Below are 26,821 nucleotides of genomic sequence, written 5' to 3'. Positions count from 1 at the left end.
CTCCCAGCTTTCGGGTTGGTGTGAGGTATCGGGGTTTGTGGTTGGTGTTTTGATTTGTGAATAGTGTGCGCGAGCATCTTATTATCTGTAGTGGCCAAGTGATAGTGGCACACGGTGGATGCCTTGGCATCAGGCGCCGATGAAGGACGTGGGAGGCCACGATAGGCCGCGGGGAGCTGTCAACCGAGCTTTGATCCGCGGGTGTCCGAATGGGGAAACCTAGCCCGAGTTGTGTCGGGTTGCCGCTACCTGAATGTATAGGGTAGTTGGTGGTGACGCGGGGAAGTGAAACATCTCAGTACCCGTAGGAAGAGTAAACAACAGTGATTCTCCTAGTAGTGGTGAGCGAACGGGGAAGAGGCTAAACCGCATGCGTGTGATAGACGGCAGTCGTTGCGTGTGCGGGGTTGTGGGATGCATCTTTTCAGGTCTGTCGGCCTGGAGCGCTGATGATTTTTCTAGCTGAATCCGTTGGGAAGCGGTACCGGAGTGGGTGAGAGTCCCGTAGGTGAAGGAAGAGTCTAGGTGTTGGTGTTCTCCCGAGTAGCGCGGAGCCCGAGAAATTCCGTGTGAATCTGGCAGGACCACCTGCTAAGCCAAAATACGTCCTGATGACCGATAGTGCACTAGTACCGTGAGGGAAAGGTGAAAAGTGCCCCGGTGAGGGGTCGTGAAATAGTACCTGAAACCGTGTGCTGTCAAGCCGTCAGAGCTGAAGCTTGTCTTTGGTGATGGCGTGCCTTTTGAAGAATGAGCCTGCGAGTCATGGTGTGTGGCGAGGTTAACCCGGGTGGGGTAGCCGTAGGGAAACCGAGTCTGAATAGGGCGTTTGAGTCGCATGCTGTGGACCCGAAGCGGAGTGATCTACCCATGTCCAGGGTGAAGCGGGGGTAAGACCTCGTGGAGGCCCGAACCCACCAGAGTTGAAAATCTGGGGGATGAGGTGTGGGTAGGGGTGAAAGGCCAATCAAACTCCGTGATAGCTGGTTCTCCCCGAAATGCATTTAGGTGCAGCGTCACGTGTTTCTTGCTGGAGGTAGAGCTACTGTTTGGCTGATGGGCCCTACAAGGTTACTGACGTCAGACAAACTCCGAATGCCGGTTAAGTGAAGCGTGGCAGTGAGACTGCGGGGGATAAGCTTCGTAGTCGAGAGGGAAACAGCCCAGATCATCAGCTAAGGCCCCTAAGCGTGTGCTAAGTGGGAAAGGTTGTGGAGTTGCTGAGACAACCAGGAGGTTGGCTTAGAAGCAGCCATCCTTTAAAGAGTGCGTAATAGCTCACTGGTCAAGTGGTTCTGCGCCGATAATGTAGCGGGGCTTAAGTACACCGCCGAAGCTGTGAAGTTCAGTCCTTAGGGACTGGGTTGGTAGGGGAGCGTCGTGCATCCAGTGAAGCTGCCGAGTGATCGAGTGGTGGAGGGTGTGCGAGTGAGAATGCAGGCATGAGTAGCGAAAGCAACGTGAGAAACGTTGCCGCCGATTGACTAAGGGTTCCTGGGGCAGGTTAATCCGCCCAGGGTGAGTCTGGACCTAAGGCGAGGCCGACAGGCGTAGTCGATGGATAACGGGTTGATATTCCCGTACCCGTGCACGAGCGTCCAGTACCGAATCAGGTGATGCTAACCACGCTGGATCCTTCAAAATCCTTCGGGAGATTGTTGGTGTCTGGTCTGGGACCCGAGCTTGTAGTAGGTAAGTGATGGGGTGACGCAGGAGGGTAGCTCTACCCGGCGGTGGTTGTCCGGGGGTAAGCGTGTAGGCCGAGGGGTAGGCAAATCCGCCTCTCATGAAGGTTGAGACGTGATGCCGAGCCGTTTTCGGTGAAGTGAGTGATCCCATGCTGTCGAGAAAAGCCTCTAGCGAGTTCGTGTGTGGCCAGTACCCTAAACCGACGCAGGTGGTCAGGTAGAGAATACCGAGGCGTTCGGGTGAACCATGGTTAAGGAACTCGGCAAATTGTCCCCGTAACTTTGGGAGAAGGGGAGCCCTGTCTGGTGACGGATCTTGCATCCTGAGCTGGGTGGGGTCGCAGATAGCGGGGGGAAGCGACTGTTTATTAAAAACACAGGTCCGTGCGAAGTCGTAAGACGCTGTATACGGACTGACGCCTGCCCGGTGCTGGAACGTTAAGAGGACTGGTTAGTTGGGGTTCGCCCCGGCGAAGCTAGGAATCTAAGCGCCAGTAAACGGCGGTGGTAACTATAACCATCCTAAGGTAGCGAAATTCCTTGTCGGGTAAGTTCCGACCTGCACGAATGGCGTAACGACTTCCCCACTGTCTCAACCATGGGCCCGGTGAAATTGCACTACGAGTAAAGATGCTCGTTTCGCGCAGCAGGACGGAAAGACCCCGGGACCTTCACTATAGCTTGACATTGGTGTTTGGGATGGTTTGTGTAGGATAGGTGGGAGCCGGTGAAGCTGTCACGCTAGTGGCGGTGGAGGCGTTGGTGAAATACCACTCTGACTGTTTCGGGCATCTAACTTTGGACCGTGATCCGGTTCGGGGACAGTGTCTGGTGGGTAGTTTAACTGGGGCGGTTGCCTCCCAAAGAGTAACGGAGGCGCCCAAAGGTTCCCTCAGCCTGGTTGGTAATCAGGTGTTGAGTGTAAGTGCACAAGGGAGCTTGACTGTGAGACGGACGTGTCGAGCAGGAGCGAAAGCTGGGACTAGTGATCCGGCACCGGCGTGTGGAAGCGGTGTCGCTCAACGGCTAAAAGGTACCCCGGGGATAACAGGCTGATCTTCCCCAAGAGTCCATATCGACGGGATGGTTTGGCACCTCGATGTCGGCTCGTCGCATCCTGGGGCTGGAGTTGGTCCCAAGGGTTGGGCTGTTCGCCCATTAAAGCGGCACGCGAGCTGGGTTTAGAACGTCGTGAGACAGTTCGGTCCCTATCCGCTGTGCGCGTTGGAGACTTGAGAAGGGCTGTCCCTAGTACGAGAGGACCGGGACGGACGAACCTCTGGTGTGCCAGTTGTCCTGCCAAGGGCATGGCTGGTTGGCTACGTTCGGGAGAGATAACCGCTGAAAGCATCTAAGCGGGAAGCTTGCTTCGAGATGAGGTCTCCTGCCTCCTTTGAGAGGGTAAGGCTCCCTGTAGACGACGGGGTTGATAGGCTGGATGTGGAAGCCCTGTGAGGGGTGGAGCTGACCGGTACTAATAGGCCGAGGGCTTGTCCGCTGCAGATAATTGGATGTTCGCGCACGCTTGTTCACGAAAGCTTGGCTGTCGTGATTCCCTTTCGGGGTTGAGTCATGGTGGTTGTTGGTTTCCGTGGTGGTTTTAGCAGGAGGGTCACACCCGGTCTCATTCCGAACCCGGTCGTTAAGTCTCCTTGCGCTGATGGTACTGCTCTGTGATGGGGTGGGAGAGTAGGTCGCTGCCACGGTTTTTCTTGAGGGGAGGGGGTTCGTTCTTCGGAGCGGGCCTCCTCCTTTTTTGTTGTGGGGGTTTGTGAACATGTGAATGCGGGGGTGGGGGTGTTGTGTGGTAGGTGGGTTGTCAGGAGAGTCAGATCACCACACGGTCCTGTCCTGCGGCTTTGGTGATGCGTGGGTGCGCTATGTCGTAAGCTGGAAGGTACGAGTACTACTACGCGCTGCTACTGCTCAAGGTGGCAGCGCTTTTGAGTGTTGACGGACGGGTTGGATGACTGAGGACAGCCGATCGGGAGACCGCGAGGGCTCCGGAGCAAACGACCAAAGCGGTAACCGCTCCGGTGAGCCTGACGGTCGCGGGCGCGGTGACGAGTCCCGTTCCCGGTCTGGCGACGGGGGTTCCCGGGACGACAGAAGTGGTGAACGCCGGAACTTCCGGGGTGGCGGCGACCGTCGTGATGACCGGGGTGGTTATCGGGGCCGTGATGATCGTTCGGGCGGTAGCGACCGCGGCGGGTACCGCGGTGACCGGGACCGTCGGGACGACCGCGGTGGTGACCGTCGCGGTGGCGGTCGCGACTTCCGTGGTGGGGACCGCGGGCGTGACGACCGTGGCGGCTACCGGGGTGGTCCCGGTGGAGACCGCGGACGCGACGACCGCCGTGACAACCGCGGTCGCGACTTCCAGCGGGACGACCGTCGACCGCCGCGTCAGGACGGTGCTGGCTACCGGGGTGGTCCCGGTGGAGACCGCGGGCGTGACGACCGCGGGGGCTATCGGGGTGGCGGCGACCGTCGTGATGACCGGGGTGGTTATCGGGGCCGTGATGATCGTTCGGGCGGTAGCGACCGCGGCGGGTACCGCGGTGACCGGGACCGTCGGGACGACCGCGGTGGTGACCGTCGCGGTGGCGGTCGCGACTTCCGTGGTGGGGACCGCGGGCGCGATGACCGTGGCGGCTACCGGGGTGGTCCCGGTGGAGACCGCGGACGCGACGACCGCCGTGACAACCGCGGTCGCGACTTCCAGCGGGACGACCGTCGACCGCCGCGTGAGGACCGGGATCCGGCGGACATCGCTCCGCCGCTGCCTGAAGAGGCGACCTACGACCAGGTGGACAAGGACACCAAGCGCGACCTGCACTCGCTGCCCAAGACCTTGGCCGAGCTGGTCGGCAAGCACATCGTGGCCGCTGGTCTGCTCGTGGACGAGGACCCGGAGCGGGCTTACAAGCACGCCGCCTACGCACGTCGGAAGGCCTCCCGCCTGCCCAGTGTCCGTGAGGCCTCTGGCATCGCCGCCTACACCGTGGGCAAGTGGCAGGAGGCTCTCTCCGACCTGCGCGCTGCTCGGCGGATGAGTGGTCGGGACACCTTCCTGGCGATCATGGCTGACTGCGAGCGAGGCCTCGGCCGTCCCGAGCGGGCCCTTGAGATCGCCAACGACCCGGCCGGCAAGGACCTGGACGCGGACGAGCGCATCGAGCTGCGGATCGTCGCCGCTGGCGCCCGCCGCGACATGGGTGACGTCAAGGCCGCTTTGGCCGAGCTTCAGGTACCGGAGCTGAAGGAGCGTCGCGCCCGGCCGTATGTGGCGCGGTTGTTCTACGCCTACGCCGACGTCCTGGAGGAGCTCGGCCGGACCGAGGACGCCCGCGAGTACTTCGCACGTGCCTCCTCGGTGGACCGTGAGGGCGTCACCGACGCCGACGAGCGCCTCGCCGCGATCGAGGGTGTGGAGCTGGTCGACAGCGACGTCGAGGACGGTGTCGTCTGGACCGACGTCGAGGAGGAGGCTGACGAAGCCGCCGCCGAGGCCGAGGCGGCCGCCGCTCCCCGTGAGCGTCGTGACAACCGTCGGGACGACCGGGACCGTGGTGGTCGCGATGACCGTGGCGGCTACCGGGGTGGCCGGGACTGACCCCCTCGGAACACAGTGACGGAGCGCCGCCGGGTGGCCTGGAGCCACTCGGCGGCGCCGTCGTGTACCTGGGCACGGTCCCCGAGGAGTACGACTCGGTGGTGTGCCTGACCCACCTCGACGGGCGCCCGCTCATGGTCCGCAACCGGCGGCGGGCCTGGGAGTTCCCCGGCGGGCACCGGGAACCCGGTGAGGACCTCTACGCCACCGCCCGGCGGGAGGCGTGGGAAGAGGCCGGAGCGACCCTCGGCGAGGTTCGGGTCGCGGGCTACTACGTCCTCTCCGGCGGACACACCACCGTGGTCACCCACGCGCTGGTGACGTCCTTGGAGCCGCTCAGCGGGGAGTACGAGACCGTCGAGGTACGGACCTTCGACCGCCTTCCACCTGAGCAGGAGCTGTCGTGGTCGGACGGTCTGTACGCGCACCTGCTACGCGTTCTGGGGCTCCCCGGTGCCAGGGATCAGAGTTCCAGCCGTTTGGCGTAGGTGCTCTCGCTCCCGACCAGCGTGTACCCGATCCGGTCGTTGATGGCGAGCATCGGCTTGTTGGTCTCGTGGTTGCCGGTGTAGGCGTGCGTGAAGCCCCGTTCCCTGGCCCGGTGCAGGGCCATGCTCTTGGTGTATCCGGCCAGCCCTCGGCCCCGGTACTCGCGCAGGGTGCCGGTCATCGCCGACTCCATGCGGGTGCGGCGGTCGGACGAGTAGCAGGAGATCGTCACCGGGACCCCGTCGAGCAGCAGGACGAGGCTGAGCTCCAGATCGGACATCGGGTTGTGCCACACCGCGTCCAGCCAGACCTCGTAGGGCAGGAACTCCTCCGCGGTCTCGCCCGGCTCGTCCTGCTCGGCGGCCTTGTCGATCTCGTAGAGCGGGCGGGGGTCGTCGGCGAACTCGCTCCACCGGCGCAGCTCGGCCCCCGCCGGTGCCTTCGGTGGGTCCGGAAGCTCGCCCAGATCCAAACCGAGGACGTGGTGGCTCTCGACCAGCTGGTAGCCCCGCTGTAGGGCCGCCGCGCGGAAGAGGTCTCCGCTGACCTGGACACCCTCCTGTGCGGCATCGGTACGCAGGACGCTGGCCCCCTCCTCGGCCAGGTGGGCCTCCGAGGCCTCCAGGAGCCGCGCGGCGAGCTCCTCGTTCCGGTGGCCTTCGGCCAGGGCCCCGTAGAAGGACCTGCCCTTGCGGGTCCCATCCGCGTCCGTGTGCAGCCTGCTCATCACGTGCCCGACCACGGTGTCGCCCACCACCGCGACCAGGCGGTTGTCCTCGACGTCGGGGCGGGGGTGGCCGAACCGCCACCGCATGTGCTCCTCGGTGAGCACCAGGGCGGGAAAATCGTTTCTGATGAGGGCGTAGGTCTCAGCGAGGTCGCCCTCGCGTGCCGGGCGGATCTGGGGAGTCATGCCGGGAGAGTACGGGGGCCGGTACCGGGACCGCACGTGGTTTTCCGCCGTCCCGGCGCCTTCCCGGGGACTAGGCCCGCTCCTCCTCGGCCTTCCTCTTCGCTTCGGCCTGCTCCTGGGCGAGCTTGTCCAGCCAGTGCACGATCCCGCCCACGTTGGCCTCCGGTCCGCTGAGCGTGTCCAGGACCGCGGCGGCCTCGGGGGAGGCGCCCGGAGGGAGGGGCTTGTACCGGGAGATTACCCTGTCGCGCACCATCGCGATGGCGTGGTCCAGGTCCCCGCCGGTGTCCCGCGACTCCCGGACGGTCTCCACCCACAGGCGCAGCTCGGCCTCGGCGCGGTCGATGGTCTCCGCCACGGCACCGTGCGCGCCGAAGTGGGAGAACATCAGCCGCTGGGCGCCGATGTCACCGAACAGGCGAAGGGTGCGCAGGCAGGCCTCCATGTCGAAGTCCGGCGGCGGGGTCGCCGGGCGCAGGTCGCCCGTGAGGGGGTTGTACACGCCGAGGGCGTCACCGACGTACAGGTCGCCGGTCCCGGTGTCCACCAGGCCCATGTGGTGTTTGGCGTGCCCGGGTGCGTAGTGCGAGACCAGCCTGCGGCCCGCGCCCAGGTCGATCTCACCGGTCTGGGCCACCGAACGGATCCGGGCCGCCTCGGTGGGGTGCATCTGTCCGAACAGCGTCTCCAGCCGGTCGCCCCACACCATCTTCGCGCTGGCCATCAGCCGGCTGGGGTCGGCCAGGTGGCGGGCGCCGCGCTCGTGTACGACGATCTCCGCGTTGGGGAACAGCGCGGCCATGTCTCCGGTGCCGCCCGCGTGGTCCAGGTGGATGTGGGTGACCACGATGGTGGCGAGGTCTTCGGGGGCCAGCCCGAGCCGGATCACGGCGTCCCGCAGGACCGGCGCCGAACCGGCGGTGCCCACCTCGACGATGCAGGGCCGCTCCGTGCGAATGAGGTAGGCGGACACGACCCCGGGATAGCCGGCGAGCATCGTGTCGATGGCATAGATCTCGTCGCCCAGGGGAGTGATCCCCTCGGGCAGACCGCTGACGTCCACGTCGTCGTGCACGGCAGACACCCCTCTTCCTCAGGCTTTGTGCGATCCGTCCCGGACCGAACCCGACTCTAGAACAAGGGTGTCACGCCAGCTGACGGCGGGGCCATGCCGGTTACCCACAGCTTTCAGGAGGGTCTTTTCTCCGGAGCCCGCCCGGGTGACGCTGGAACCAGCGCGCGCACCAGGTCACTCCCCGAAAGGCCCTCGTGCTCGAACCCACTTCCGACCCCGGCATCGCCACGCCCAGCGAGAACGAGAAGAGGGGAAAGGAGCCCAACCCCGCCCTGGAGCCGCCCGCCGCGAAGAAGGTGGTGGGGCGGCGAGCCTCCGCCTCGGCCCCGGAGCCCGAGGCGGTACCCGAGAGGGCCCGTGAGTCGGCCCCGGTCGTCGGGAACAGCAAGCGAAAGGGGCAGCGGAACATCACCCCGGAGTCGGCCTCCGGATCGGAGGGCGGGGCTGTGGAGCAGCGCGCCCCTGGTTCGGAGAGCGTGAAGGCGGCTGGTCCGGGCCCACCGATGCCGCCTCTGACGGAGCGGCCGGACCGGGCCGAGGGGCACCGGAACGAGGCCTCCGTGGTCGGGCGGGTCACCTCCGCCCCCTTCGAACGGCAGTTTCCCGGCGGGGCGCGGTTGGTGACCTGGCGGGTCCGCATGGCCCGGCCCGAGGTCCCCGGGCGGCCCGCCCGGTCCGACTCGCTGACTCTGGTCTCCTTCGACGAGGCCCTCCGCGCGAAGGCGCACGGGTGGCGGGTCGGTGACGTGGCCCGGGTGACCGGGGAGCTGCGCCGACGGATCTGGCGCGGGTGGAAGGGCGTCCAGAGCGTGCTGGAAGTGGAGGCGGACACCGCCACGCTGGTGCGCGGGGCGAACCGGTGAGCCGGTCACCAACCCAGGGCGCTCAGGGCCTCGTTCACCGTGGGCCCGGTCGGGTCGATGGAGTCGTCGGCCCAGATCGCCGTGCACAGGGCGCGCAGACCGTCCAGGCGGTCGCCCTCCCCGGACAGCCGTACCGCGGCGGCCTCCGCTTTGACGGTCCAGCCGCCGCACTCGGTCCGGGCGGTGTCCCCGTCGACGTGGCGGAGCGGGCCCGGGTGGGTCTCGTTCATCCCGGACACGTCCCAGGACAGGTACCGGGGGCGCTGGTGGGCGGGGGCGGCCAGGGCGTCCTGGGGGGTGGCGACCCCGGACAGGACCAAGAGTCCGGCGGCGCCGTGCGTGGTGGCGCCCTCGATGTCGGTGTCGAGCCGGTCGCCCACGATGAGGGGGTTGGCGGCGCCGGTGCGCATCATCCCCTCCTCGTGCAGTGGCCGCATCGGCTTGCCCGCGATCACCGGCTCAACCCCGGTGGCGTGGGCGATCACCCGCACGAAGGATCCGTTCGCGGGGGTGATCCCCCACTCGGTGGGCGCGGTCGCGTCGGAGTTGCTGGCCACGTAGAACGCTCCGCCGGAGACGGCGAGGGTGCCCTGGTCGAGGAGGTCGCGGGACATGTTCCGCGAGTAGCCCTGGACCACCGCCACCACGGACTCCGTGGCGACCGTGACGGGCCGCAGACCCATCCTGCGCACGGCCTGGCGCAGACCGGTGTCGCCGACCACCAGCACGTCCGAACCCTGGGGGTAGCGGGCGGACACCAGGCGGGCGGCGGCCTCGGCGGAGGTCACCACGTCCTCGGGGGCCGCGGGGACGCCCAGGTGGGTGAGGTGTTCGGCGATGCGGGCGGGGGTGCGTCCGGCGTTGTTGGTCACGAAGGCGACCCGCGTCCCGGCGGCCCTGGCCTTGCCCACGGCCTCGGGCGCGGCGGGCACCGCCTCGGGCCCGATGTAGACCACGCCGTCCAGGTCGAGGAGCATCGCGTCGTAGAGCTCGTTGAGCGGGAGTTCAGCTGCCTGCAAGGCCATCGCGCAAGGTCCGATTCCATGTGCTGGGAAAGGTCACCCCCAAGGCTAGGCGGCTGGGCGCCCCGCGCCCGTCCCGGGGTGTGTGCTCCGTTGCAGCCCGGCTCCTTGAAGCGGGGCGGCGGGCGATTCGGACCTCGCGGGTTCTGCCGCTGTCCTGGCTCGGTGTCGCCGGGTGTTATCGGACCGGGCCGCGAAGATGTGGTCCGGGGCGGTTCTCGGTGAGCCAGGCGGTGGCGAAGGTGATGGCTTCGGGGAGGGGGAACAGGCGGGCGGTGGCCGAGCCCACGCGGCCGACGGTGACCGCCCCGGCGGCCTCGAAGGCCGCGCCCAGGGCTGGGAAGTCGCTCTCGTCCAGGGCGACGCCGGTGTAGGTCACCCACTTCCGTCTTCCTTCGGGGGTACGGACGGCGCAGGACGAGGGTTCGGTGGGCGGGTGCGGGACCCGGTACTCGGCCAGGTGGAAGGCGGTGCAGGAGTCGTAACCGGTACCCAGGAGCAGGACCCTGGCGTCGGTTTTCGCCAGGCGGGCCAGGGGTGAGTTCTCGCCGAGGGCCGACTCGAGGGGATGGGGGCGCATGAGCTCGGCTGCGTTGGGGCCGAGCGCGGCGAAGGAGGTCTGCGGGTGGGCGCTGCGTACGGCGCCCGGCCAGGTGCGGACCCGTTCGGCGACGCGGCCCATGTGAGGGCTGGGGGTGGTCGCGGGGTCGAAGGCGGGTGTCTCGGCGCGGATGGTCTCCCACCAGGTCTCGGGGACGGGCGGGTTGGCCCAGCCCGCGGGGTCGGAGTTGTCGCCGGTCTGGGTGGGAACCACGAGGGTGCCGGTGGGTCCGACGGCGTCCAGGAGGGCTTGGACCACGGCCTCGTCGGCCCCGCACACCCAGCCGAGTGAGCGCAGGGAGGTGTGGACCAGCAGGGTTTCGCCGGGGGCTACCCCGAGAGCGGTCAGGTCCTCGGCGAGGCTGGTGCGGGTTCGGGGTGTGTCCTGTGTCTGCTCGGGCATGGGGTGGCTTCCTCACGGGGGTCGGGATCACTCAGTATGGTTTCCCGGGGCTTGGGGCGGACACTCGTTTTTCGCCTCCGGCGAGGGAAACACCCGCAGATGACGTAGCGGAGCTTCCGACTCCGCCCGTGAGGTGTTTGCATGAGGGGATGGGCAACGATGAGTTCGTGACGCTGGCCCTGGTGCTCGCCGTGGTGGTGGCCCTGGGGCTGGTGGGCAATCTGCTTCGACAACCCCTGATCGTGGTCTTCATCGCGGTCGGGATCATCGTCGGCCCGGTCGGGCTCGGCTGGCTCTCGCCTTCGGGGACGTTGGAGCTCCTGGCCCACGTGGGTATCGCTCTGCTGTTGTTCCTGGTGGGGCTGCGGTTGGACCTGCACCTGATCCGGGCCACCGGGCCGGTGGCGCTGGCCACGGGTATGGGACAGATCGTGTTCACCTCGGCGGTGGGCTACGGTCTGGCCCGGCTGCTCGGTATGGAGCCGCTGACCGCGCTGTACGTCGCGGTGGCGTTGACCTTCTCGTCCACGATCATCATCGTCAAGCTGCTGTCCGACAAACGCGAGCTCGACAAGCTGCACGGGCGCATCGCCATCGGTTTCCTCATCGTGCAGGACATCGTCGTGGTCCTGGTGATGATCGCGCTGACCGCCTTCGGCCAGGCCACCGGGGATTCGGTTCCCGCTGAGATCCTCCAGGTGCTGGCGGTCGGCGGCGGCCTGCTCGTGGGGTTGGCCCTGCTCGCCCGTTACGTCCTGCCCCGGGTGGTGGCCGTGGTGGCGCGCTCACAGGAGCTCCTGGTCCTGTTCGGGGTGGCCTTCGCGGTGTCCGTGGCCGCGCTCAGCGAGTGGTTGGGCTTCAGCGCCGAGGTCGGTGCGTTCCTCGCGGGGGTGTCCCTGGCCTCGACCGACTACAGGGACGCGCTCGGAGCCCGTCTGGTGAGTCTGCGCGACTTCATGCTGTTGTTCTTCTTCCTGCAGTTGGGCGCGAACCTGGACTTCTCGGACGCGGGCCGCCAGATCAGCGAGGCCGCGGTCCTGTCGGTGTTCGTGCTCGTCGGAAACCCGCTCATCGTCGTGTTGATCATGGTGCTGATGCGCTATCCGGCCAGGGTCGGTTTCCTGGCGGGGCTGACCGTGGCCCAGATCAGCGAGTTCTCGTTGATCTTCGCGGCGCTGGGGTTGAGTCTGGGGCACATCAGTTCGGCGACGGTCAGCCTGATCACGGTCGTCGGTCTGATCACCATCGGTGGGTCCACCTACATGATCCTCTACTCCCATCAGATCTACCGCTGGCTGGGGCGTTGGCTGGACCCCCTGGACCGGCTCCTCCCCGACAGGCGCCACCCCGGTGAACCGCCGACCAGGGACGTCGACGTGATCGTCTACGGTCTGGGCCGGTTCGGCAGGGAGGTCGTCACACGGGTCGCCGCGGCCGGTTACCGCGTTCTCGCGGTGGACTTCGATCCGCAGAAGGTGGCGGCCACCGAGCAGGAGAACGTCACCGCCGCGTTCGGCAGCGCCGAGGACCGGGAATTCCTGGAGACGCTTCCTCTGGAACAGGCCCGCATGGTGCTCAGCGCGATTCCTTCCTCACAGGCCGACCTGGTGCTCATCCACGCTCTGCGCCAGCACGGCTACGAGGGGACGATCGTGTTGACGGCGCTCGATCCCGCCCTGGCCGACCAGCTCCGTCGGGCCGGTGCCGACCACGTGCTGGAGCCCTACCGTGCGGGGGCCGAGGACCTGCTCGACGACCTGCGTGAACACATGGGGCCGCCGCCGGGGTCGACCGGCCCCGGGGCGGGCTGAGGTGTTCAGGGGATGACGCGCATGACCAGGCCGGTGCGGGGTTTGGGGCCGAAGGAGGTGGACTTGCGGGGGGTGAGTTCGCCGCGGTCGGCGACGGCGTAGACCTGCTCCACGCGCAGCGGGGGCACGATGACGGCGGTGCCCTTCTCGTCGCGGGCGGCTGCCGCGGCCTCGGCCGGGTCGTCGTGCACCATCCGGACCCGGTCCTCGGGGAACTCCCACAGCGGCATGAGTACCTCGTGCAGGGCGGCCGTGGCCAGGTGGCGCCAGTCCGGGGAGCGGCCGGGCATGGCCTGGGCCAGGGCGGTCTCGTCGAATCCGCTCACCAGGTGGGTCTCGCCCTCGGCGGAGACCAGGAGCAGGGCCGGGGCCGGGGCCTGGGCGGTCGCGCCGGCGTCCGGGACCGGTTCCACCGTGGCCACGGTGCGGGCGGCGGCCAGCGCCCGGGCGGTGTCCAGGCCGGGCAGGATCCGGTGGATGGCGCCGAGCCGGGGCGGGTGGGTGTCGCTGTCCACGAGCAGGGCCAGACCGTGGCTCCACCCCTGGCCGGCGCTCTCCTGGCGCAGTCTGAGATAGGCGGCGTAGCGGTGGTGGCCGTCGGCGATCAGGGCGGACCGCGCGGCCAGGTCGGCGGTGATCTCCTGTTGGATCCCGGGGTCGGTGATGGCCCACAGGCGGTGTCGGGCGCCGTCGCGGGTGCGGGTGGAGACCACGGGCCGCCCCTGGGCGCCGGTGGCCTCGGTGGCGGCGGAGGCCGCGCCGCCCGCGCCGCGGTAGACGAGGAAGATGGGTTCGAGGTTGGCGCGGGCCACCTCCATCAACCGGAAGCGGTCGCGCACCGGCGGGTCGGCGACGTCCTCGTGCGGGCGTACGGCCGAGTCGGTTCCGGTGCCCTCCTCGGGTAGCCCCAGGGCGCCCACGAGGCCGCGCTGCACCTGGCCGTCCGCGGTGACCTGCTCGTACACGTACAGGGCCGGTTCCTCGTCCAGGGCGAGAACCCCTTCGGTGATCCAGCTGCGCAGGAGGTCGGCGGCGGCCCGGTAGCGCCGGGAGACGGCGTCCTCGCCCTCGGGTGCCTGCCGGGAGAGTTCGAAGGGCAGTGTGACCCTCGCCGCGTTGTGCGGGTCGGAGCGCTGGAGCTCGCGGGCCTCCTCCGCGTCGGGGATGTCGTAGGGCGGGGCCAGCAGCCGTGCGATGTCGAAGCCCCCGTCGATGAAACGGTCGACGTCGGGAGCCGCGTAGCGCAGGCCGCGGAAGGGGGCCAGGACGAGTGGTTGGCGAGGCATCCCAGCAAGGTACCCGCCGTCCGGCGGTGCCGGTGCGCTCCGGCGGCGTGAGGTGGGCGGGCGGGTCACAGCAGGCGACGCATGCGCAGCAGGTCGCTGAGGCTGGCGTCGACCTTGAGCCGTCGGCTGAACAGCGCCTTGGCGGGGTCCAGCCGGTCCTCGGCCAGGTCCACGAGGTCGTCGCTGGAGACGGTCACCCGGACCTGGGGGGCGGCCGCCGCGGCCGCCGCCGGACCGGAGGTGATGTCGGTGAGGCCGTCGACTGTCAGACGCATGTCGAAGGCGGTCGCCAGGTCGGGGACGATCACGCGCACGGTGCGTTCGCGGATGACTTCGCGGCGCCGGTCCAGTGGTTGGGCGAGGATGCGCTCGTTGGCCCGGGCGATGCCCTCCAGGCACGCGTCGATGCTGCTCATGGGCACATGATGCCCTATTCGAGGGATACCGTCCGCTGTCCGGCCAAGGGTGTCTCGGCCGGACCAAGGGCGCGGATCGCTTCTGGGGCGGGTGGTGCCGGTGGGGTGAGCTCCGTCGTTTGCGTGTCACACGCGCCCCGGCCCCGGTAGCGTTGGCGTCACCCCCCGGAGCACGAGGCCCCTCCCTCAGCGCGCCCGCTTTCCCACATTCCCTCCTGCGGTCCCATCAAGGAGCAAGTCATCATGGTCGTCGACGCGGTTCGCACCTACCTGGACGCCGCCAATGGCCTTACCGAACTCTCGCGCAAGCAGGCCGTGGCGGCCGCCAAGACCCTGATCCGGGCCAACGGGGCAGCCGCGCCCGCCGAGGGCGAGGCCCCGCCGAGGGTGGGGCAGAGCATCCAGGCCCTGGCGGGCGAGCTCATCGAGACCAGCCAGGCCAACCGGGCGGCCGTGGCCGACCTGGTGCGGGCCGAGGTGCGGTCCGCGCTGGAGCAGATGGACATGGTCCCGCGCGCCGAGTACGAGCGGGTGGTGCGCCGGGTCGCTGAACTGGAGCGCCGGATGGCCGCGCGGCAGACCGTGGAGCGGGTGCTGGCGCCCCGCGGCGGTGCGTCCTCGGTGCTTCCCGCCCGGGAGGAGGGCCGCGGACCGGCGGCTCAGGAGGTGGCCCCGGAGGTCGAGGAGCCCGTTGAGTCCGAGAGGGCCGTGACGGCTCTGCGCTCGGATGACGCCCGGAGCTCCGAGAGCGGCGAACACTCCGGGGGCGGGGAGGGCGGCGAAGCCGGGCAGACGGCGCTGAGTGGGGGCGAGGACACCTCCTCCGCCGACATCCCTGACGCCCCCGACACCTCCGAGGAGGGCGCTGAGGGCGGCGCGGACACCGCGGACGCGGACGGAACCGGCGACGAGGCCGATCCCCAGGCCGCCGCCAAGCGCACGGCCCCGACCCGTGGCAAGGCCAAGACCGGTGCCAAGTCCACCCGTGCGCGTTCGACCGCCAAGCGCACCACCAAGGGCAAGGGCGCCAAGAAGTAGGGTCTTGTCCCGGGCGGTGTGCCCGAAGACACAGGTGAGACCAGGCGAAGGGACGGGGCGTGATGGATCCGAGTGAGCAGGCCGAGGCCATGGCCGAGCAGACTCTCAGCTCGACCAGGGAGCGGCTGGCCGGGCTGGACGCCCTGCCCACCCACGAGCACGTGGCGGTCTTCGACGGACTCCAGCAGGAGCTGTCGGGTGTTCTGGGCGCACTGGGGCAGAGCGCCCAGGGTTCCCGATAATGGCCGGAGCTGCCGGTACCCTAGGTGACCATGGCAAAACGTAGTCGGCTCGACGCGGAACTGGTCCGCCGCGGTCACGCACGCTCCCGGGGTCACGCGGCCGAGATGATCGAGAGCGGTTTCGTCCTCGTGTCCGGCATGGTGGCGTCCAAGGCCGCGAGCCAGATCGGTACCGACCAGCCCATCGTGGTGCGCACCCCCTCTGAGGAGCCGCCCTACGTCTCCCGGGGCGCGCACAAGCTCATCGGGGCGTTGGACGCCTTCGAACTGGACGTGAAGGGACGCCGGGCCCTGGACGCGGGTGCCTCCACCGGGGGTTTCACCGACGTCCTGCTGCGGCGCGGCGCCGCCCACGTCACGGCGGTCGACGTCGGGTACGGGCAGCTGGCCTGGTCGCTGCGCAGCGACGACCGGGTGCGGGTGATGGAGCGTGTCAACGTCCGCGAGCTCACCCCGGAGCAGATCGGTGAGCCGCGCCCGGACCTGGTCGTCGGTGACCTGTCGTTCATCTCCCTCAAGCTCGTGCTCGGCGCGCTGCGCGAGTGCGCGGCCCCCGACGCCGACTTCTCGATGATGGTCAAGCCCCAGTTCGAGGTCGGCAAGGCGCGGGTGGGCGCGGGCGGCGTGGTCCGTGAACCCGGGCTGCGGGCCGAGGCAGTCTCCGACGTGGCGGCGCACGCCCTGACCCTGGGGCTGGGTGTGGTCGACGTGAGCGCCAGCCCCCTGCCGGGCCCCTCGGGCAACGTCGAGTACTTCCTGTGGATGCGTGCCGGGGCGTCGCCGCTGGACCCGGCGGTGCTGGAGCGGGCGATCCAGGAGGGCCCCTCCTGAGAGCATGGCCTCCTGTCGCAGGAGTCCGGTAACGTGACCCGGCCGGGTGCGGTCGAGCATCCGGTCGGCACCAGGCTTCCCGTCGGGGAGTGAACGTAAGGGGACGGCGATGACCAGCGGACGCAGTGTTCTCCTGCTGGCCCATACCGGTCGGCCCGCGGCGGTACGCAGCGCCCAGCTCGTCCACGAGAGGCTCAGTCGTGCGGGGTTGACCGTGCGCATGCTCAAGAGCGAGGTCGAGGATCTGGCGGCCAGCGGCCTTGAGCTGTCCCCGGTCGAGCCGGTGGAGGCGGCGCAGGCCGCCGAGGGTGTGGAACTGGTCATGGTGCTCGGCGGGGACGGGACCCTGCTGCGGGCGGCTGAGATCGCGCGTCCGGCCGGTGCGCCGCTGCTGGGGGTGAACCTGGGGCACGTGGGGTTCCTGGCTGAGGCCGAGCGCGAGGACCTGGGTGCCACGGTGAACAGCGTGGTCAACCGCGACTACGTCGTCGAGGAGCGCATGACCCTGGACGTGGCCGTCTTCAACGGGGGCCGTGGTGACGGGACGCCTCCGGTGCGTTCGTGGGCGCTCAACGAGGCGACGCTGGAGAAGGCCGATACCCGTCGCATGCTGGAGATGGTCCTGGAGGTGGACGGGCGTCCCCTGTCCAGCTGGGGCTGTGACGGCGTGGTGTGCGCGACCCCCACCGGGTCGACCGCCCACGCGTTCTCGGCGGGTGGCCCGGTCGTGTGGCCGGATGTGGAAGCGCTGCTGGTCGTGCCGATCAGCGCGCACGCCCTGTTCGCGAGGCCCCTGGTCGTGGGGCCGGAGGCGACGGTGGCGCTCGAGGTCCTGCCGGAGACCACGCCGGGCGTGCTCTGGTGTGACGGACGGCGTATGGTCGAATTGCCCGCGGGGGCACGAATCGAGATCACCCGTGCCGATACGCCGGTCCGGCTGGCCCGGTTGCACCGTGCGCCTTTCACCGATCGGTTGGTGGCCAAGTTCGGCCTGCCGGTCACCGGGTGGCGGGGGCGGGCCAAACACGGACGCTGAAGCAGCGCCGTCACATGCAAGGGGCGTCAACTATTCAGGAGAGGGATCGGTGCTGGAAGAAGTCCGCATCCAAGGCCTCGGTGTCATCGATGACGCCGTGTTGGAGCTGTCACCGGGCCTGACCGTCGTCACCGGTGAGACCGGCGCTGGTAAGACCATGGTCGTCACCGGGCTGGGACTGCTCTTCGGTGGGCGCGCCGACCCCCAGCGGGTTCGCCCGGGGGCCGACCGCGCGGTGGTCGAGGGGCGGCTGACCGTTCCCCGGGGCGGCCGGGTGGCCGACCGGGTGCTGGAGGCCGGCGGTGACATCGACGACGACGTCCTGATCCTGACCCGCGCGGTCTCGGCCGAGGGCCGTTCCCGGGCGACCATGGGCGGCCGTTCGGCCCCGGTGAGTCTGTTGGCCTACCTGGCCGACGACCTCGTGGCCGTGCACGGGCAGTCCGACCAGCAGCGTCTGCTGCGCGCGGACCGTCAGCGCTCGTCCCTGGACCGGTTCGCCGGTGAGGACCTGGCCAAGGCGCTGAAGCGTTACTCGTCCGCCTACCGCCGCTACCGTGAGGTCTCGGCGGAGTTGGACGAGTTGGTCGAGCGGGCGCGTGAGCGTGCTCAGGAGGCCGACATGCTGCGGTTCGGGGTGGAGGAGATCACCGCCGCCGAGCCGCTCCCGGGGGAGGACGAGGAGCTTCTCGCGGAGGAGACCCGGCTGGCGCACGCCGACGGGTTGCGGGTGGCCTCGACCACAGCGCACGAGGCGTTGGCCGGTGACCCGGCCGCGGCGGACGTGCAGGCCGACGTGGTGGGGCTGCTGTCCGCGGCCCGCCAGGCGGTGGGCTCGGTGCGTGAGCACGACGCGGAGCTGGCCGCCATCGGCGACCGGTTGGACGAGGCGTCCTACATCCTCACCGACGCCGCCACCGAGCTGGCCTCCTACGCGGAGTCGGTGGACGCCGACCCGGCCCGGCTGGCCGCGATCCAGGAGCGCCGTGCGCTGTTGACCCAGCTTTCGCGCAAGTACGGCGCGACCACGGACGAGGTGCTGGCCTGGGCCGAGAACGCGGCCAAGCGCCTGGGTGAGCTGGACGGTGACGACGAGCGCATCGACGCCCTGCGCGCCGAGGCCGATGAACTGTACGCGCGGATGGACGAGGCGGCGACCGCGCTGACCGGCATCCGGACCGCCGCGGCCGAGCGCTTCGGCGCGGCGGTGACCGAGGAGCTGACCGCGCTGGCCATGCCGCACGCGCGGGTGAGCGTGCGTATCACCACGGGCGAGGAGTTCGGTCAGCACGGGCGCGACGAGGTCGAGCTGCTGCTGGCGCCGCACCCGAGCTCACCGCCGTTGGCGCTGCACAAGGGCGCTTCCGGCGGTGAGCTCTCGCGGGTGATGCTGGCGATCGAGGTGGTCTTCGCCGGGGCGGACCCGGTGCCCACCTTCGTGTTCGACGAGGTGGACGCGGGTGTGGGCGGTAAGGCCGCGGTGGAGATCGGGCGGCGGCTGGCCCGGTTGGCCCAGCGCGCCCAGGTCATCGTGGTCACGCACCTGCCGCAGGTGGCGGCTTTCGCCGACGCGCACCTGGTGGTGGAGAAGTCCACCGAGGGTCTGGTCACCGAGAGCGGTGTGGTGCGCCTGGACCGGGGCGGGCGGGTGCGTGAGCTCTCGCGGATGCTCGCTGGTCTGGAGGACTCCGAGCTGGGCCGGGCCCACGCCGAGGAGCTGCTGGACAACGCCGACCCGGACCGCGCCTACCCGGCCGCCTGAGCGGCGCCCCTGACCTGGAGCCTGTTCTCCGTGGTGCCCGTACCGGTTCGGTACGGGCACCGTTGTTTTCCGGATGCTGCTGCAGAACTGGGTGCTTTGCCCCGAAAACGCCGATCGATCGAGTGTTGTAACTCAGGGTGATCAAGTTCTGACATTATGCCAGCGATGAAGGTATCGGATGCGTTCAGAGCCACAATGCGATTCCGCCGCACGCGGGCGGACGCCCCCATCGGGCTGGTCGCGCCCGTCCGTTCGGACCGCCGCACCAAGAACCTGACCAAGAGACTGCGCCCCGGCGACATCGCCGTGATCGACCACGTCGACCTGGACCGGGTCAGTGCCGAGGCGCTGGTGGGCTGCGGGGTGTCGGCGGTGCTCAACGTCGCCCGCAGCATCAGCGGGCGCTACCCCAACCAGGGCCCCGAGATGATCGTGGCCGCGGGGATCCCGCTGGTGGACGACGTCGATCCCGAGGTCCTGACCCGGGTCCGCGACGGTGAACGACTGCGGCTGGTGGAGGACACCCTCTACCGGGGGGAGGAGGCCGTCGCCCGGGGCATCCGCCAGGACAAGGAGACGGTGGCCGCCGCCATGGCCCAGGCCCGCGCCGGGCTCGCCACCCAGCTGGAGGCCTTCGCCGCCAACACCATGGCCTACCTCCAACGCGAACGCGACCTGCTGCTGGACGGCATCGGTATCCCGGTGATCGGCACCGTCATGGAGGGTCGCCACGTCCTGATCGTGGTGCGCGGCTACCACTACCGCGAGGACATCGCCGCGCTGCGACCCTACATCCGCGAGTTCCGGCCGGTCATCATCGCCGTGGACGGGGGAGCCGACGCCGTCATGGAGGCCGGGTACCGGCCCGACATCATCGTCGGCGACTTCGACTCGGTCTCCGACCAGGCACTGAGCAGCGGTGCCGAACTCGTGGTGCACGCCTACCGGGACGGCCGCGCCCCCGGGCTGCAACGCCTGAACGACCTGGGTCACGAAGCTGTGGTCTTCCCCGCCACCGGAACCAGCGAGGACGTGGCGATGATGCTCGCCGACGGCTCGGGCGCCAGTCTGATCGTCGCGGTGGGCACCCACGCCACCCTGGAGGAGTTCCTCGACAAGGGCCGCTCGGGCATGGCCAGCACCTTCCTGACCCGGCTGCGGGTGGGCGGAAAGCTGGTGGACGCCAAGGGCGTGAGCCGCCTCTACCGCTCCCGCATCTCTCCGTGGGCACTGCTCGGCCTGGTGGCCGCGTGCCTGCTCACCATCCTGGTCGCCGCCTACAGCTCACCGGCCGGGCAGGTCTATCTCACCTTTCTCGCGGCGCGCTGGGACGCGTTCGTCTACTGGATGACGGGGCTGTTCACGTGATCGACTTCCGCTACCACCTCGTGTCCATCGTGGCGGTGTTCCTCGCACTCACCGTCGGTCTGGTCCTGGGCACCACGATGCTCCAGGACCCGCTCCTGAACACCATGAAGTCCGAGACCGCGGACCTGCGCGGGCAGAGCGAGGAGCTGCGCGCCGAACGCGACGACTCCGAACTGCTCAACGCCGGGGCCGACCAGCTCACCGACGCCGTGGCCGGCGACATGCTGGAGGACCGGCTGCTCGACCGCGGCGTGGTCCTGGTGGCCTCGCCCGGCGCCGACGAGGACGTGCTGCTCGCCCTGGGCGGACGCGTCGAGGAGGCGGGCGCAGAGGTGGTCGGTCAGCTGCTGCTGGAGGAGGCGTTCCTGGACGTGGGCAGCGCGACCTTCGTGGACGAGCTCGCGCTCCAGGTCTCGACCGAGCCCGGTGACCTGTCCGGTAACCCCTACGACAAGGCCGGAACCGAGTTGGGTCGTGCGCTGGCCGCCAAGAACGGACAGACGGACGACGACGGGAACGAGGACGACGCAGACGGGGACACCGAGGCCGACGGGGCGGCCGGGGACGAGGACGGGGAGGGCGGCCTCCGCCACGACGCGAGCACGGTGCTGTCCGCCTTCGCCGAGGGCGGCCTTCTCACCATCGAGGATTCCCCGGCCCGTTCCGCCGACACCGTGATCGTGCTCGCCCCGGCCACCGCCGCCCCCGAGGACGACGGGGAGCGCGCCAACACCGCCCTGACCAGCTTCACCGCCGCCCTGCACGAGCAGGTCGGACCCACGGTCCTGGTCGGGGGCACCGAAACCGGACGCCCGGGCGGGCTCATCGCCCAGGCCCGCGCCCTGGATCCCGCCTACGCCACCGTGGACGTGGCCGGCCGCCCGACCGGCGACCTGGTCGCGGTCCTGGCCCTGGCCGAGGCCCTGTCCGGTTCGGGCTCGGCCTACGGCATCGGTGAGGGGGTCACGGGGTTTCTTCCCACACCGCTGCCCGGCCCGGTCGAGCCCGCGGACCCCGACGCGGAAAGCGACTCCGGATCCGAGGCGGACGCGGAGGCCGACACCGCGGCCGAGCCCGGCGTCGAGGACGAGGCCCGCCGCACCGTGCCCAGGAACGGGGAGTGACCCCGGTGACCGCCACATCCCCGATCACCCCTGCCACCCCCGCCACACAGGCCGCCCGAGGACTGGCCGGGGCCGCGCTGGGCGCCCTGGCCGCCCGCTCCGTCTACCGGCTGCTGAACCGCGACGGGGAGCGCTCTCCCACCTGGCAGCGCGTCAACTTCCGCGGCCGCACCGTCACCCTCCAGGAGGGGCCGGCACTGGTCTCGGGGGTGTGCGCGGGCTGCGTGCTCGCCCCTGGACTGCCCCCGCGCGTGCGCGCGGCCACGACCCTGGCCGCCGCCGGTTCGGCGGTCTTCGGCGCCTACGACGACCTCGCCGGAGACGCGCGGGCCAAGGGGCTGCGCGGACACCTGGGGGCACTGGCCCACGGACAGGTCACCACGGGCGCGGTCAAGATGGCGGGCATCGGGGCGACCGGTCTGGCCGCCGCCTCCCTGCTGCGCCGCGGACCGCTGCGCGCCCGCATCGTCGACACCCTGGCCGACGGGGCCCTGATCGCGGCCAGCGCCAACCTGGTGAACCTGTTCGACCTGCGCCCGGGACGGGCGGTGAAGTTCGCACTCCTGGCCTCGGCCCCCGCGCTGGCCTCCCCGGCCGCGGCCGTGGTCGGCCCGGTCCTGGGCGCCTCGGCCGCCCTGCTCCCCGACGACCTCGCCGAGCGCTCGATGCTCGGCGACGCCGGGGCCAACGCGCTCGGTGCCGCCCTGGGCGCGGCCGCCGCGGCCCGGGCTCCGCGCCCGGTGCGCCTGGCCCTGCTGGGCGGGGTGGTCGGCCTGACCCTGCTCAGCGAGCGGGTCAGTTTCTCCAAGGCCATCGACCGGGTTCCCGCTCTGCGCCGTCTGGACCGCTGGGGACGCCTGGATCCCGACCTTCCCGGTGCCGCCACCGAATCCGCCGCCAACGCCGAAGCCGAACCCGCGGACGCCGCCGCAAACGGCACTCGCACCGAAGCCGCCGCCCCGGGCCCCGACGGGGTGCGCGGGCGGGGAGCGGCCGAGGACGATCCCACGGGCGTTCCGCGGGCGCGGCGATCGGCCGCCTCCCCGGCACCGGGGTGACCCGCGGGGTCGCCACGGCGGCGGCGCTCATCGCGGTGGTCACGGTGGGCGCCCGGCTGGCCGGGTTCGGTCGGACGGTCGTCTTCTCCCAGACCGTGGGCGACACCTGCCTGGGCACCGCCTACGTCACCGCCAACCAGCTCCCCGCGGTGCTGTTCGAGATCGTCATCGGCGGCGCCCTGACCGCCATGGTCGTCCCGGTCCTGGCCGCCGCGGTCAAGCGCGGCGACCACGAGCAGGTCCGGCGCACCGCCTCCGCCCTGGTCACCTGGGTCCTGCTGCTCTCGCTGCCGCTGGCCACCCTGCTCGCGCTGGTCTCGGTTCCGGCCATGGCCCTGATGCTGGGAGCGGGGACCGGCTGCGACTACGGTGCCCTGCTCGGCCTGTCCGCGCGCATGCTGGTGGTGTTCGCCCCCCAGATCGTCTTCTACGGGCTGGCCGCGGTGCTCTACGGGGTGCTCCAGTCGCACCGCCGCTTCCTGGCCCCGGCCCTGGCCCCGCTGATCTCCAGCCTCGTGGTCATCGCTGCCTACCTGGCGTTCGTTCCGCTGGGCGGCGAGCACCGCCAGGACATCGACGCCCTGCCGCTCTCCGCCGAGCTGGTGCTGTCCCTGGGCACCACCGCCGGGGTGGTGGCGCTCTTCCTCACCGTGCTGGGTCCCGCCCGGGGCCTGCGGCTCCGGTTGCGACCGCGCCTGACCTTCCCCCCGGGTGTGGGGGAGCGGGTGCGGTCCCTGGCCGCGGCCTCCCTGCTGCCGTTGGTAGCCATGCAGGTGTGCCTGCTGCTCTCGGTGGCCCTGGCCAACTGGGGCGGGGGAGCGGGCGCGGCCGTGCTCTACAGCTACGCGTGGGCGCTGTTCACCCTGCCCTACGGGGTGATCGCCGTGCCCATCGCGACCAGTGCCTTCACCGCGCTGGCGGTCGCCGACGCCGAACGGGACCAGGCCGGGTTCGCCCGGCTGCTGTCGGGCAGCGCCCGGGCGTGTGTGGTGATCACCTCCGGGGTGGGTACGGCACTGGCCGCGGCCGCCGGTCCGATCGCGGTGGTCTTCGCGCAGCTGGATCCCCCGCCGCTGGAGCGGGCCCTGTTGGCCTACGCCCCGGGTGTGGTGGGGTTCGGATTAGTGGCCCTGCTCAGCCGGGCCCTGTACGCCTCACACCACGGGCGTAGCGCCGCCTCGGCGCAGGTCGTGGGCTGGATCGTGGTGATGGCCTGTGCGGTGGGGCTGGTGTGGGCGCTGCCGCCGGGCTGGGCGATCGCGGGACTGGGCGCGGCGAGCACGGCGGGGCTCAGCCTGGCCGCGCTGCTGCTGTGCGCGGGTGTGCTGCGCGCCCACGGCGGTCAGGCCCTGGCCGGGCTGCCCCGATCCCTGATCGCGGCGCTGCTGGCGGGCGCCGCCGGTTGGCTGGCCGGGCGGGCGGTGGCCGCCGCTCTGGCCCGGGGGCTGGACACGGCCCGGGGCGAGGGGTTCTGGTGGGCGGTGCTGGACTCCGCGGTGGCGGGGGCGACGGCGCTGGTGGTCTTCGGTGCGGTCGCGGTCCTGGTGGACCGCTCCGCGCTGCGCACGGTCGCCGATCGTGCTCGGAACGTACGCGAACGCAGGAGGCAGACGCGGTGAACGGCAGGATCGCATTGGTCGTGGGAAGCGTCAGCGGCGGGGTGGGCCGCCATGTCCGCTCGCTGGGGGAGGGTTTGCTGCGGCGGGGGTACCGGGTGGCGGTGGTCGGGCCGCCCTCGGCCGAGCGGGAGTTCGGGTTCGCCGCTCTGGGGATGCGTTTCTCCCCGGTGCAGATCGGGCCCGCGCCCTCCCTGGGCGACCCCGGGGTGGTGCTGCGGTTGCGCGCCCTGCTGCGCGGGGCCGACGTGGTGCACGCGCACGGGCTGCGGGCCGGTGCCCTGTGCGCGTTGGCGGGGGCCCGGCCGCTGGTGGTCACCGCGCACAACGCCCCACCCGTGGTCGAGGGGGCGCTGGGCGCGGTCTACCCGGTGTTGGAGCGGATCGTGGCGCTGCGGGCCGAAGCGGCCCTGGGCGTGTCCGGTGACCTGGTGCGCCGGCTGCGCGCGGCGGGAGCGCGGGACGCCCGCATGGCGGTGGTGGCGGCTCCGGAGACGGGGCGGCCGCTCAAGGGGCGGGCGGAGACCCGGGCGGACCTGGCGGTGCTTCCTGAGCGGCCGCTGTTGTTGACGGTGGCCCGGCTCGCGGAGCAGAAGGGGCTGGACATGTTGTTGGCCGCGGCGCCGCGGATCGCCGACCGGGCGCCCGAGCCGGTGGTGGCGATCGCGGGGGACGGTCCGCTGTGGGGGGAGTTGCACGACACCGCCGCCGAGATGGACGTGGACGTGCGGATGCTGGGGCACCGGAGCGACGTGGCGGACCTGCTGGCCGCCGCGGACGTGTTCTGTCTCACCAGTCAGTGGGAGGGGCCCTCGTTGGTGATCATGGAGGCGCTGCGGGCGGGTCTGCCCGTGGTCGCCACCCGGGTGGGCGGTATCCCCGACCTGTACGCGGGGACGGTCCTGATGGTGCCGCCGGGTGATCCCGAGGCGTTCGCGGCGGCGGTCGGCCGGGTGCTGGACGATCCGGTTCTCGCCGCTGACCTGCGGGCGCGCTCCGCGGAGGCGGCTCGGGAGCTGCCTTCGGAGGAGGACGCGGTGGAGGCCGCCTGCTCGGTCTACAAGGCGGTGGCCCGCTGGTGAACGCCGTGGTGAGCGGGTCCTGTAGGGGGACAGGGCCCCGAAGCGGCGGGACCGGCGGAGGATGTCCGGCCGGTGCGGAGGATGTGTCCTCGCGGAGAGGTGGTCATCCTCGTGCGGGTCACTTCCCCAGAGAGGTTTTTGATGGCATGCTGGGGGCCGGTGCGGATGGCGTAGCCTGTTCTGGTGCGCTTTACGCGCCTGCTTCACCACGTGAGGGGAGTATCCCTGTCGCGGCGGCGCCGTCATCACGGAGTACAACGGTGTGCTCCCGGTTCCGTCGGTTCGCGCCTTCCGGGCGTGGGCGGGAGAGACCTCCGGTTAATCGCCGTGCGTGCACAACGCTCGCGCGCACCAACCGGAGGAGAATCCGTCCGTGAACGTTCCCCTGTGGGTCTGGGCCGCCACGATCGCAGCCATGGTCCTGATCCTGGCCGTGGATCTCGTGATCGTCGACCGCCCGTGGAGCAAGAGCAAGGGTCCCAAGGAGTTCGGGATCAAGCAGGCCTCCTGGTGGGCGGCCTTCTACATCGGCATCGCCATCGTGTTCGGCCTCGGAGTCATGTACTTCGGCAACCCGACCTCGGGCGCCGAGTACTTCGCCGGGTTCGTCACCGAGAAGAGCCTGAGCATCGACAACCTCTTCGTGTTCTACCTCCTGATGACCGCTTTCGCGGTTCCGAAGAAGTATCAGCACGAGGTCCTGCTCGTCGGCATCGTCATCGCGATCGTGATGCGCGGCATCTTCATCGTCCTGGGCGCCCAGGTCATCAACGCCTGGAGCGAGGTCTTCTACCTCTTCGGCGTCTTCCTCATCTACACCGGTTACAAGATCGTCCGTGACCACGTGAGGGGTGACGAGGAGGAGAAGGACTTCACGCAGACGCCGGTCGTGCGCCTGGTGAAGCGCTTCTGGCCGGTCACGAAGGACTACCACGGCGCCAAGCTGACCGTGAAGCTCGACGGTCGCCGCCACGTCACCCCGATGCTGCTGGTGATCGTCGCGATCGGCGTCATCGACCTGGTCTTCGCCGTCGACTCCATCCCGGCGATCTTCGGCCTGACCCAGGACGCCTACATCGTCTTCACCGCCAACGCCTTCGCCCTGATGGGTCTGCGCCAGCTGTACTTCCTGCTGGCCGGTCTGATGGACCGCCTGGCCTACATCAGTTGGGGCCTGTCCGCGATCATGGTGTTCATCGGAGTCAAGATGATCCTGCACGCGCTGCACGAGAACGGCGTGCACGTGGTGGAGGTCGGCATCGGCACCTCGCTGACCGTCATCCTGGGCATCATGACCATCACCGTCGTCGGCAGCCTGGTCAAGTCCGGCATCGACAAGCGCCGCGAGCCCGCACGGGTCAGCGGCCGCGACGAGGGCGCCACCGCCGACCGCTCCTGATCCCGGTCGTTCCCGACCCGGCGTGGAGCCGGGTGGCCCCGGGGCGCGTGCGGGGCCGGGGCCCGTTCGCGGGACGTTCACCG

22 protein-coding genes and 2 rRNA genes are annotated in these 26,821 nt (G+C 69.9%); 17 read left to right on the top strand and 7 right to left on the bottom strand.

From position 1 onward, the window contains the following. The first annotated feature begins 91 nt into the window (after positions 1 to 91). Together HNR07_RS13520 and rrf are read left to right on the top strand one after the other, a co-directional pair. Positions 92 to 3,187, top strand: a 23S ribosomal RNA gene (locus HNR07_RS13520). A gap of 91 nt (positions 3,188 to 3,278) precedes the next feature. Further along, positions 3,279 to 3,394, top strand: a 5S ribosomal RNA gene (rrf, locus tag HNR07_RS13515). A gap of 203 nt (positions 3,395 to 3,597) precedes the next feature. Here rrf and HNR07_RS13510 read toward each other — a convergent pair. Continuing rightward, positions 3,598 to 4,527 (bottom strand): hypothetical protein, encoded by a 930-nt coding sequence (locus HNR07_RS13510; protein WP_184365294.1) that lies wholly within the window; start codon positions 4,525 to 4,527, stop codon positions 3,598 to 3,600. On the opposite strand from HNR07_RS13510, the gene HNR07_RS13505 reads away from it, so the two are divergent. Both HNR07_RS13505 and HNR07_RS13500 read left to right on the top strand, forming a co-directional pair. Further along, a complete protein-coding gene (locus tag HNR07_RS13505) occupies positions 4,498 to 5,304 on the top strand; it encodes a tetratricopeptide repeat protein (RefSeq protein WP_312893786.1) in 807 nt (268 codons plus the stop codon). The genes HNR07_RS13510 and HNR07_RS13505 overlap by 30 nt on opposite strands. Positions 5,305 to 5,366: 62 nt before the next feature. Next, positions 5,367 to 5,792 carry an NUDIX hydrolase gene (locus HNR07_RS13500; protein ID WP_184365293.1) on the top strand — a complete coding sequence of 142 codons (426 nt, stop codon included), beginning with the start codon at positions 5,367 to 5,369 and terminating at the stop codon, positions 5,790 to 5,792. On the opposite strand, the gene HNR07_RS13495 is transcribed toward HNR07_RS13500, so the two are convergent. Further along, complete coding sequence (locus tag HNR07_RS13495) at positions 5,768 to 6,706, bottom strand: N-acetyltransferase (protein WP_184365292.1); 939 nt, start codon at positions 6,704 to 6,706, stop codon at positions 5,768 to 5,770. The genes HNR07_RS13500 and HNR07_RS13495 overlap by 25 nt on opposite strands. A 70-nt stretch (positions 6,707 to 6,776) precedes the next feature. Continuing rightward, a complete protein-coding gene (locus tag HNR07_RS13490) occupies positions 6,777 to 7,781 on the bottom strand; it encodes an MBL fold metallo-hydrolase (RefSeq protein WP_184371985.1) in 1,005 nt (334 codons plus the stop codon). 194 nt (positions 7,782 to 7,975) lie between these two features. Between HNR07_RS13490 and HNR07_RS34935 the strand changes: the two genes are divergently transcribed. Beyond that, positions 7,976 to 8,644, top strand: a complete 669-nt coding sequence (locus tag HNR07_RS34935) for a single-stranded DNA-binding protein (RefSeq protein ID WP_312893785.1) — start codon at positions 7,976 to 7,978, stop codon at positions 8,642 to 8,644. A 5-nt stretch (positions 8,645 to 8,649) separates the two neighbouring features. Here HNR07_RS34935 and HNR07_RS13480 read toward each other — a convergent pair whose 3' ends face one another. Next, positions 8,650 to 9,669, bottom strand: coding sequence for an HAD-IIA family hydrolase (locus HNR07_RS13480; protein ID WP_184365291.1), 1,020 nt, complete (start codon positions 9,667 to 9,669; stop codon positions 8,650 to 8,652). Positions 9,670 to 9,844: 175 nt separating this feature from the next. After that, positions 9,845 to 10,669: an aminoglycoside N(3)-acetyltransferase gene (locus tag HNR07_RS13475; protein WP_184365290.1), complete on the bottom strand. Its 825-nt coding sequence runs from the start codon at positions 10,667 to 10,669 to the stop codon at positions 9,845 to 9,847. Positions 10,670 to 10,818: 149 nt separating this feature from the next. Here HNR07_RS13475 and HNR07_RS13470 point away from each other — a divergent pair, with 149 nt between their 5' ends. After that, positions 10,819 to 12,480, top strand: a complete 1,662-nt coding sequence (locus HNR07_RS13470) for a cation:proton antiporter (RefSeq protein WP_184365289.1) — start codon at positions 10,819 to 10,821, stop codon at positions 12,478 to 12,480. 5 nt (positions 12,481 to 12,485) lie between these two features. Here the strand turns inward: HNR07_RS13470 and HNR07_RS13465 are convergent, their stop codons facing one another. Continuing rightward, a complete protein-coding gene (locus HNR07_RS13465) occupies positions 12,486 to 13,766 on the bottom strand; it encodes a DUF1015 family protein (RefSeq protein WP_184365288.1) in 1,281 nt (426 codons plus the stop codon). A 65-nt stretch (positions 13,767 to 13,831) separates the two neighbouring features. Then, positions 13,832 to 14,182, bottom strand: a complete 351-nt coding sequence (locus HNR07_RS13460; protein WP_184365287.1) for an SCP2 sterol-binding domain-containing protein — start codon at positions 14,180 to 14,182, stop codon at positions 13,832 to 13,834. Positions 14,183 to 14,425: 243 nt separating this feature from the next. Between HNR07_RS13460 and HNR07_RS13455 the strand changes: the two genes are divergently transcribed. The 11 genes from HNR07_RS13455 (at position 14,426) to HNR07_RS13405 (ending at position 26,738) form a co-directional block, all read left to right on the top strand. Further along, positions 14,426 to 15,220: a coiled-coil domain-containing protein gene (locus HNR07_RS13455; RefSeq protein WP_184365286.1), complete on the top strand. Its 795-nt coding sequence runs from the start codon at positions 14,426 to 14,428 to the stop codon at positions 15,218 to 15,220. A 62-nt stretch (positions 15,221 to 15,282) separates the two neighbouring features. Beyond that, a complete protein-coding gene (locus HNR07_RS13450) occupies positions 15,283 to 15,462 on the top strand; it encodes a hypothetical protein (protein WP_026116872.1) in 180 nt (59 codons plus the stop codon). 30 nt (positions 15,463 to 15,492) lie between these two features. Further along, entirely contained in the window at positions 15,493 to 16,293 is an 801-nt protein-coding gene (locus HNR07_RS13445; protein ID WP_184365285.1) for a TlyA family RNA methyltransferase, read from the top strand. Positions 16,294 to 16,402: 109 nt separating this feature from the next. Beyond that, the gene (locus HNR07_RS13440; protein ID WP_184365284.1) at positions 16,403 to 17,329 is read left to right on the top strand and encodes an NAD kinase; all 927 of its coding nucleotides are present in this window, start codon (positions 16,403 to 16,405) and stop codon (positions 17,327 to 17,329) included. A gap of 49 nt (positions 17,330 to 17,378) precedes the next feature. Further along, entirely contained in the window at positions 17,379 to 19,091 is a 1,713-nt protein-coding gene (gene recN / locus HNR07_RS13435) for a DNA repair protein RecN (RefSeq protein ID WP_184365283.1), read from the top strand. A 195-nt stretch (positions 19,092 to 19,286) separates the two neighbouring features. After that, positions 19,287 to 20,459: a putative cytokinetic ring protein SteA gene (gene steA / locus HNR07_RS13430; protein ID WP_184365282.1), complete on the top strand. Its 1,173-nt coding sequence runs from the start codon at positions 19,287 to 19,289 to the stop codon at positions 20,457 to 20,459. Next, positions 20,456 to 21,583 (top strand): copper transporter, encoded by a 1,128-nt coding sequence (locus HNR07_RS13425; protein ID WP_184365281.1) that lies wholly within the window; start codon positions 20,456 to 20,458, stop codon positions 21,581 to 21,583. Before steA ends, HNR07_RS13425 begins: the two co-directional genes overlap by 4 nt. Before the next feature lie 23 nt (positions 21,584 to 21,606). Then, complete coding sequence (locus HNR07_RS13420) at positions 21,607 to 22,641, top strand: hypothetical protein (protein ID WP_184371979.1); 1,035 nt, start codon at positions 21,607 to 21,609, stop codon at positions 22,639 to 22,641. Further along, the gene (gene murJ / locus HNR07_RS13415; RefSeq protein ID WP_184365280.1) at positions 22,638 to 24,260 is read left to right on the top strand and encodes a murein biosynthesis integral membrane protein MurJ; all 1,623 of its coding nucleotides are present in this window, start codon (positions 22,638 to 22,640) and stop codon (positions 24,258 to 24,260) included. Before HNR07_RS13420 ends, murJ begins: the two co-directional genes overlap by 4 nt. Then, the gene (locus HNR07_RS13410; protein WP_184365279.1) at positions 24,257 to 25,339 is read left to right on the top strand and encodes a glycosyltransferase family 4 protein; all 1,083 of its coding nucleotides are present in this window, start codon (positions 24,257 to 24,259) and stop codon (positions 25,337 to 25,339) included. The genes murJ and HNR07_RS13410 overlap by 4 nt, the downstream gene beginning before the upstream one ends. Positions 25,340 to 25,712: 373 nt before the next feature. Continuing rightward, a complete protein-coding gene (locus tag HNR07_RS13405) occupies positions 25,713 to 26,738 on the top strand; it encodes a TerC family protein (RefSeq protein WP_184365278.1) in 1,026 nt (341 codons plus the stop codon). Positions 26,739 to 26,821 lie beyond the last annotated feature (83 nt).

It is taken from the genome of Nocardiopsis metallicus (assembly GCF_014201115.1).
GTDB classification, from domain to species: Bacteria; Actinomycetota; Actinomycetes; order Streptosporangiales; family Streptosporangiaceae; genus Nocardiopsis; species Nocardiopsis metallicus.
Note: the sequence above shows the minus strand (reverse complement) of the source record. Positions and strands in the feature narration are given on the sequence as shown.

Bases quoted from the DNA above. Each gene is read 5' to 3' on its own strand.
- HNR07_RS13495 (WP_184365292.1), bottom strand. From the start codon at position 6,706: ATGACTCCCCAGATCCGCCCGGCACGCGAGGGCGACCTCGCTGAGACC.
- HNR07_RS13465 (WP_184365288.1), bottom strand. From the start codon at position 13,766: ATGCCTCGCCAACCACTCGTCCTGGCCCCCTTCCGCGGCCTGCGCTAC.
- HNR07_RS13460 (WP_184365287.1), bottom strand. From the start codon at position 14,182: ATGAGCAGCATCGACGCGTGCCTGGAGGGCATCGCCCGGGCCAACGAG.
- HNR07_RS13480 (WP_184365291.1), bottom strand. From the start codon at position 9,669: ATGGCCTTGCAGGCAGCTGAACTCCCGCTCAACGAGCTCTACGACGCG.
- steA (WP_184365282.1), top strand. From the start codon at position 19,287: ATGCGATTCCGCCGCACGCGGGCGGACGCCCCCATCGGGCTGGTCGCG.
- HNR07_RS13450 (WP_026116872.1), top strand. From the start codon at position 15,283: ATGGATCCGAGTGAGCAGGCCGAGGCCATGGCCGAGCAGACTCTCAGC.
- HNR07_RS13475 (WP_184365290.1), bottom strand. From the start codon at position 10,669: ATGCCCGAGCAGACACAGGACACACCCCGAACCCGCACCAGCCTCGCC.
- HNR07_RS13445 (WP_184365285.1), top strand. From the start codon at position 15,493: ATGGCAAAACGTAGTCGGCTCGACGCGGAACTGGTCCGCCGCGGTCAC.
- HNR07_RS13470 (WP_184365289.1), top strand. From the start codon at position 10,819: ATGGGCAACGATGAGTTCGTGACGCTGGCCCTGGTGCTCGCCGTGGTG.
- HNR07_RS13440 (WP_184365284.1), top strand. From the start codon at position 16,403: ATGACCAGCGGACGCAGTGTTCTCCTGCTGGCCCATACCGGTCGGCCC.
- HNR07_RS13455 (WP_184365286.1), top strand. From the start codon at position 14,426: ATGGTCGTCGACGCGGTTCGCACCTACCTGGACGCCGCCAATGGCCTT.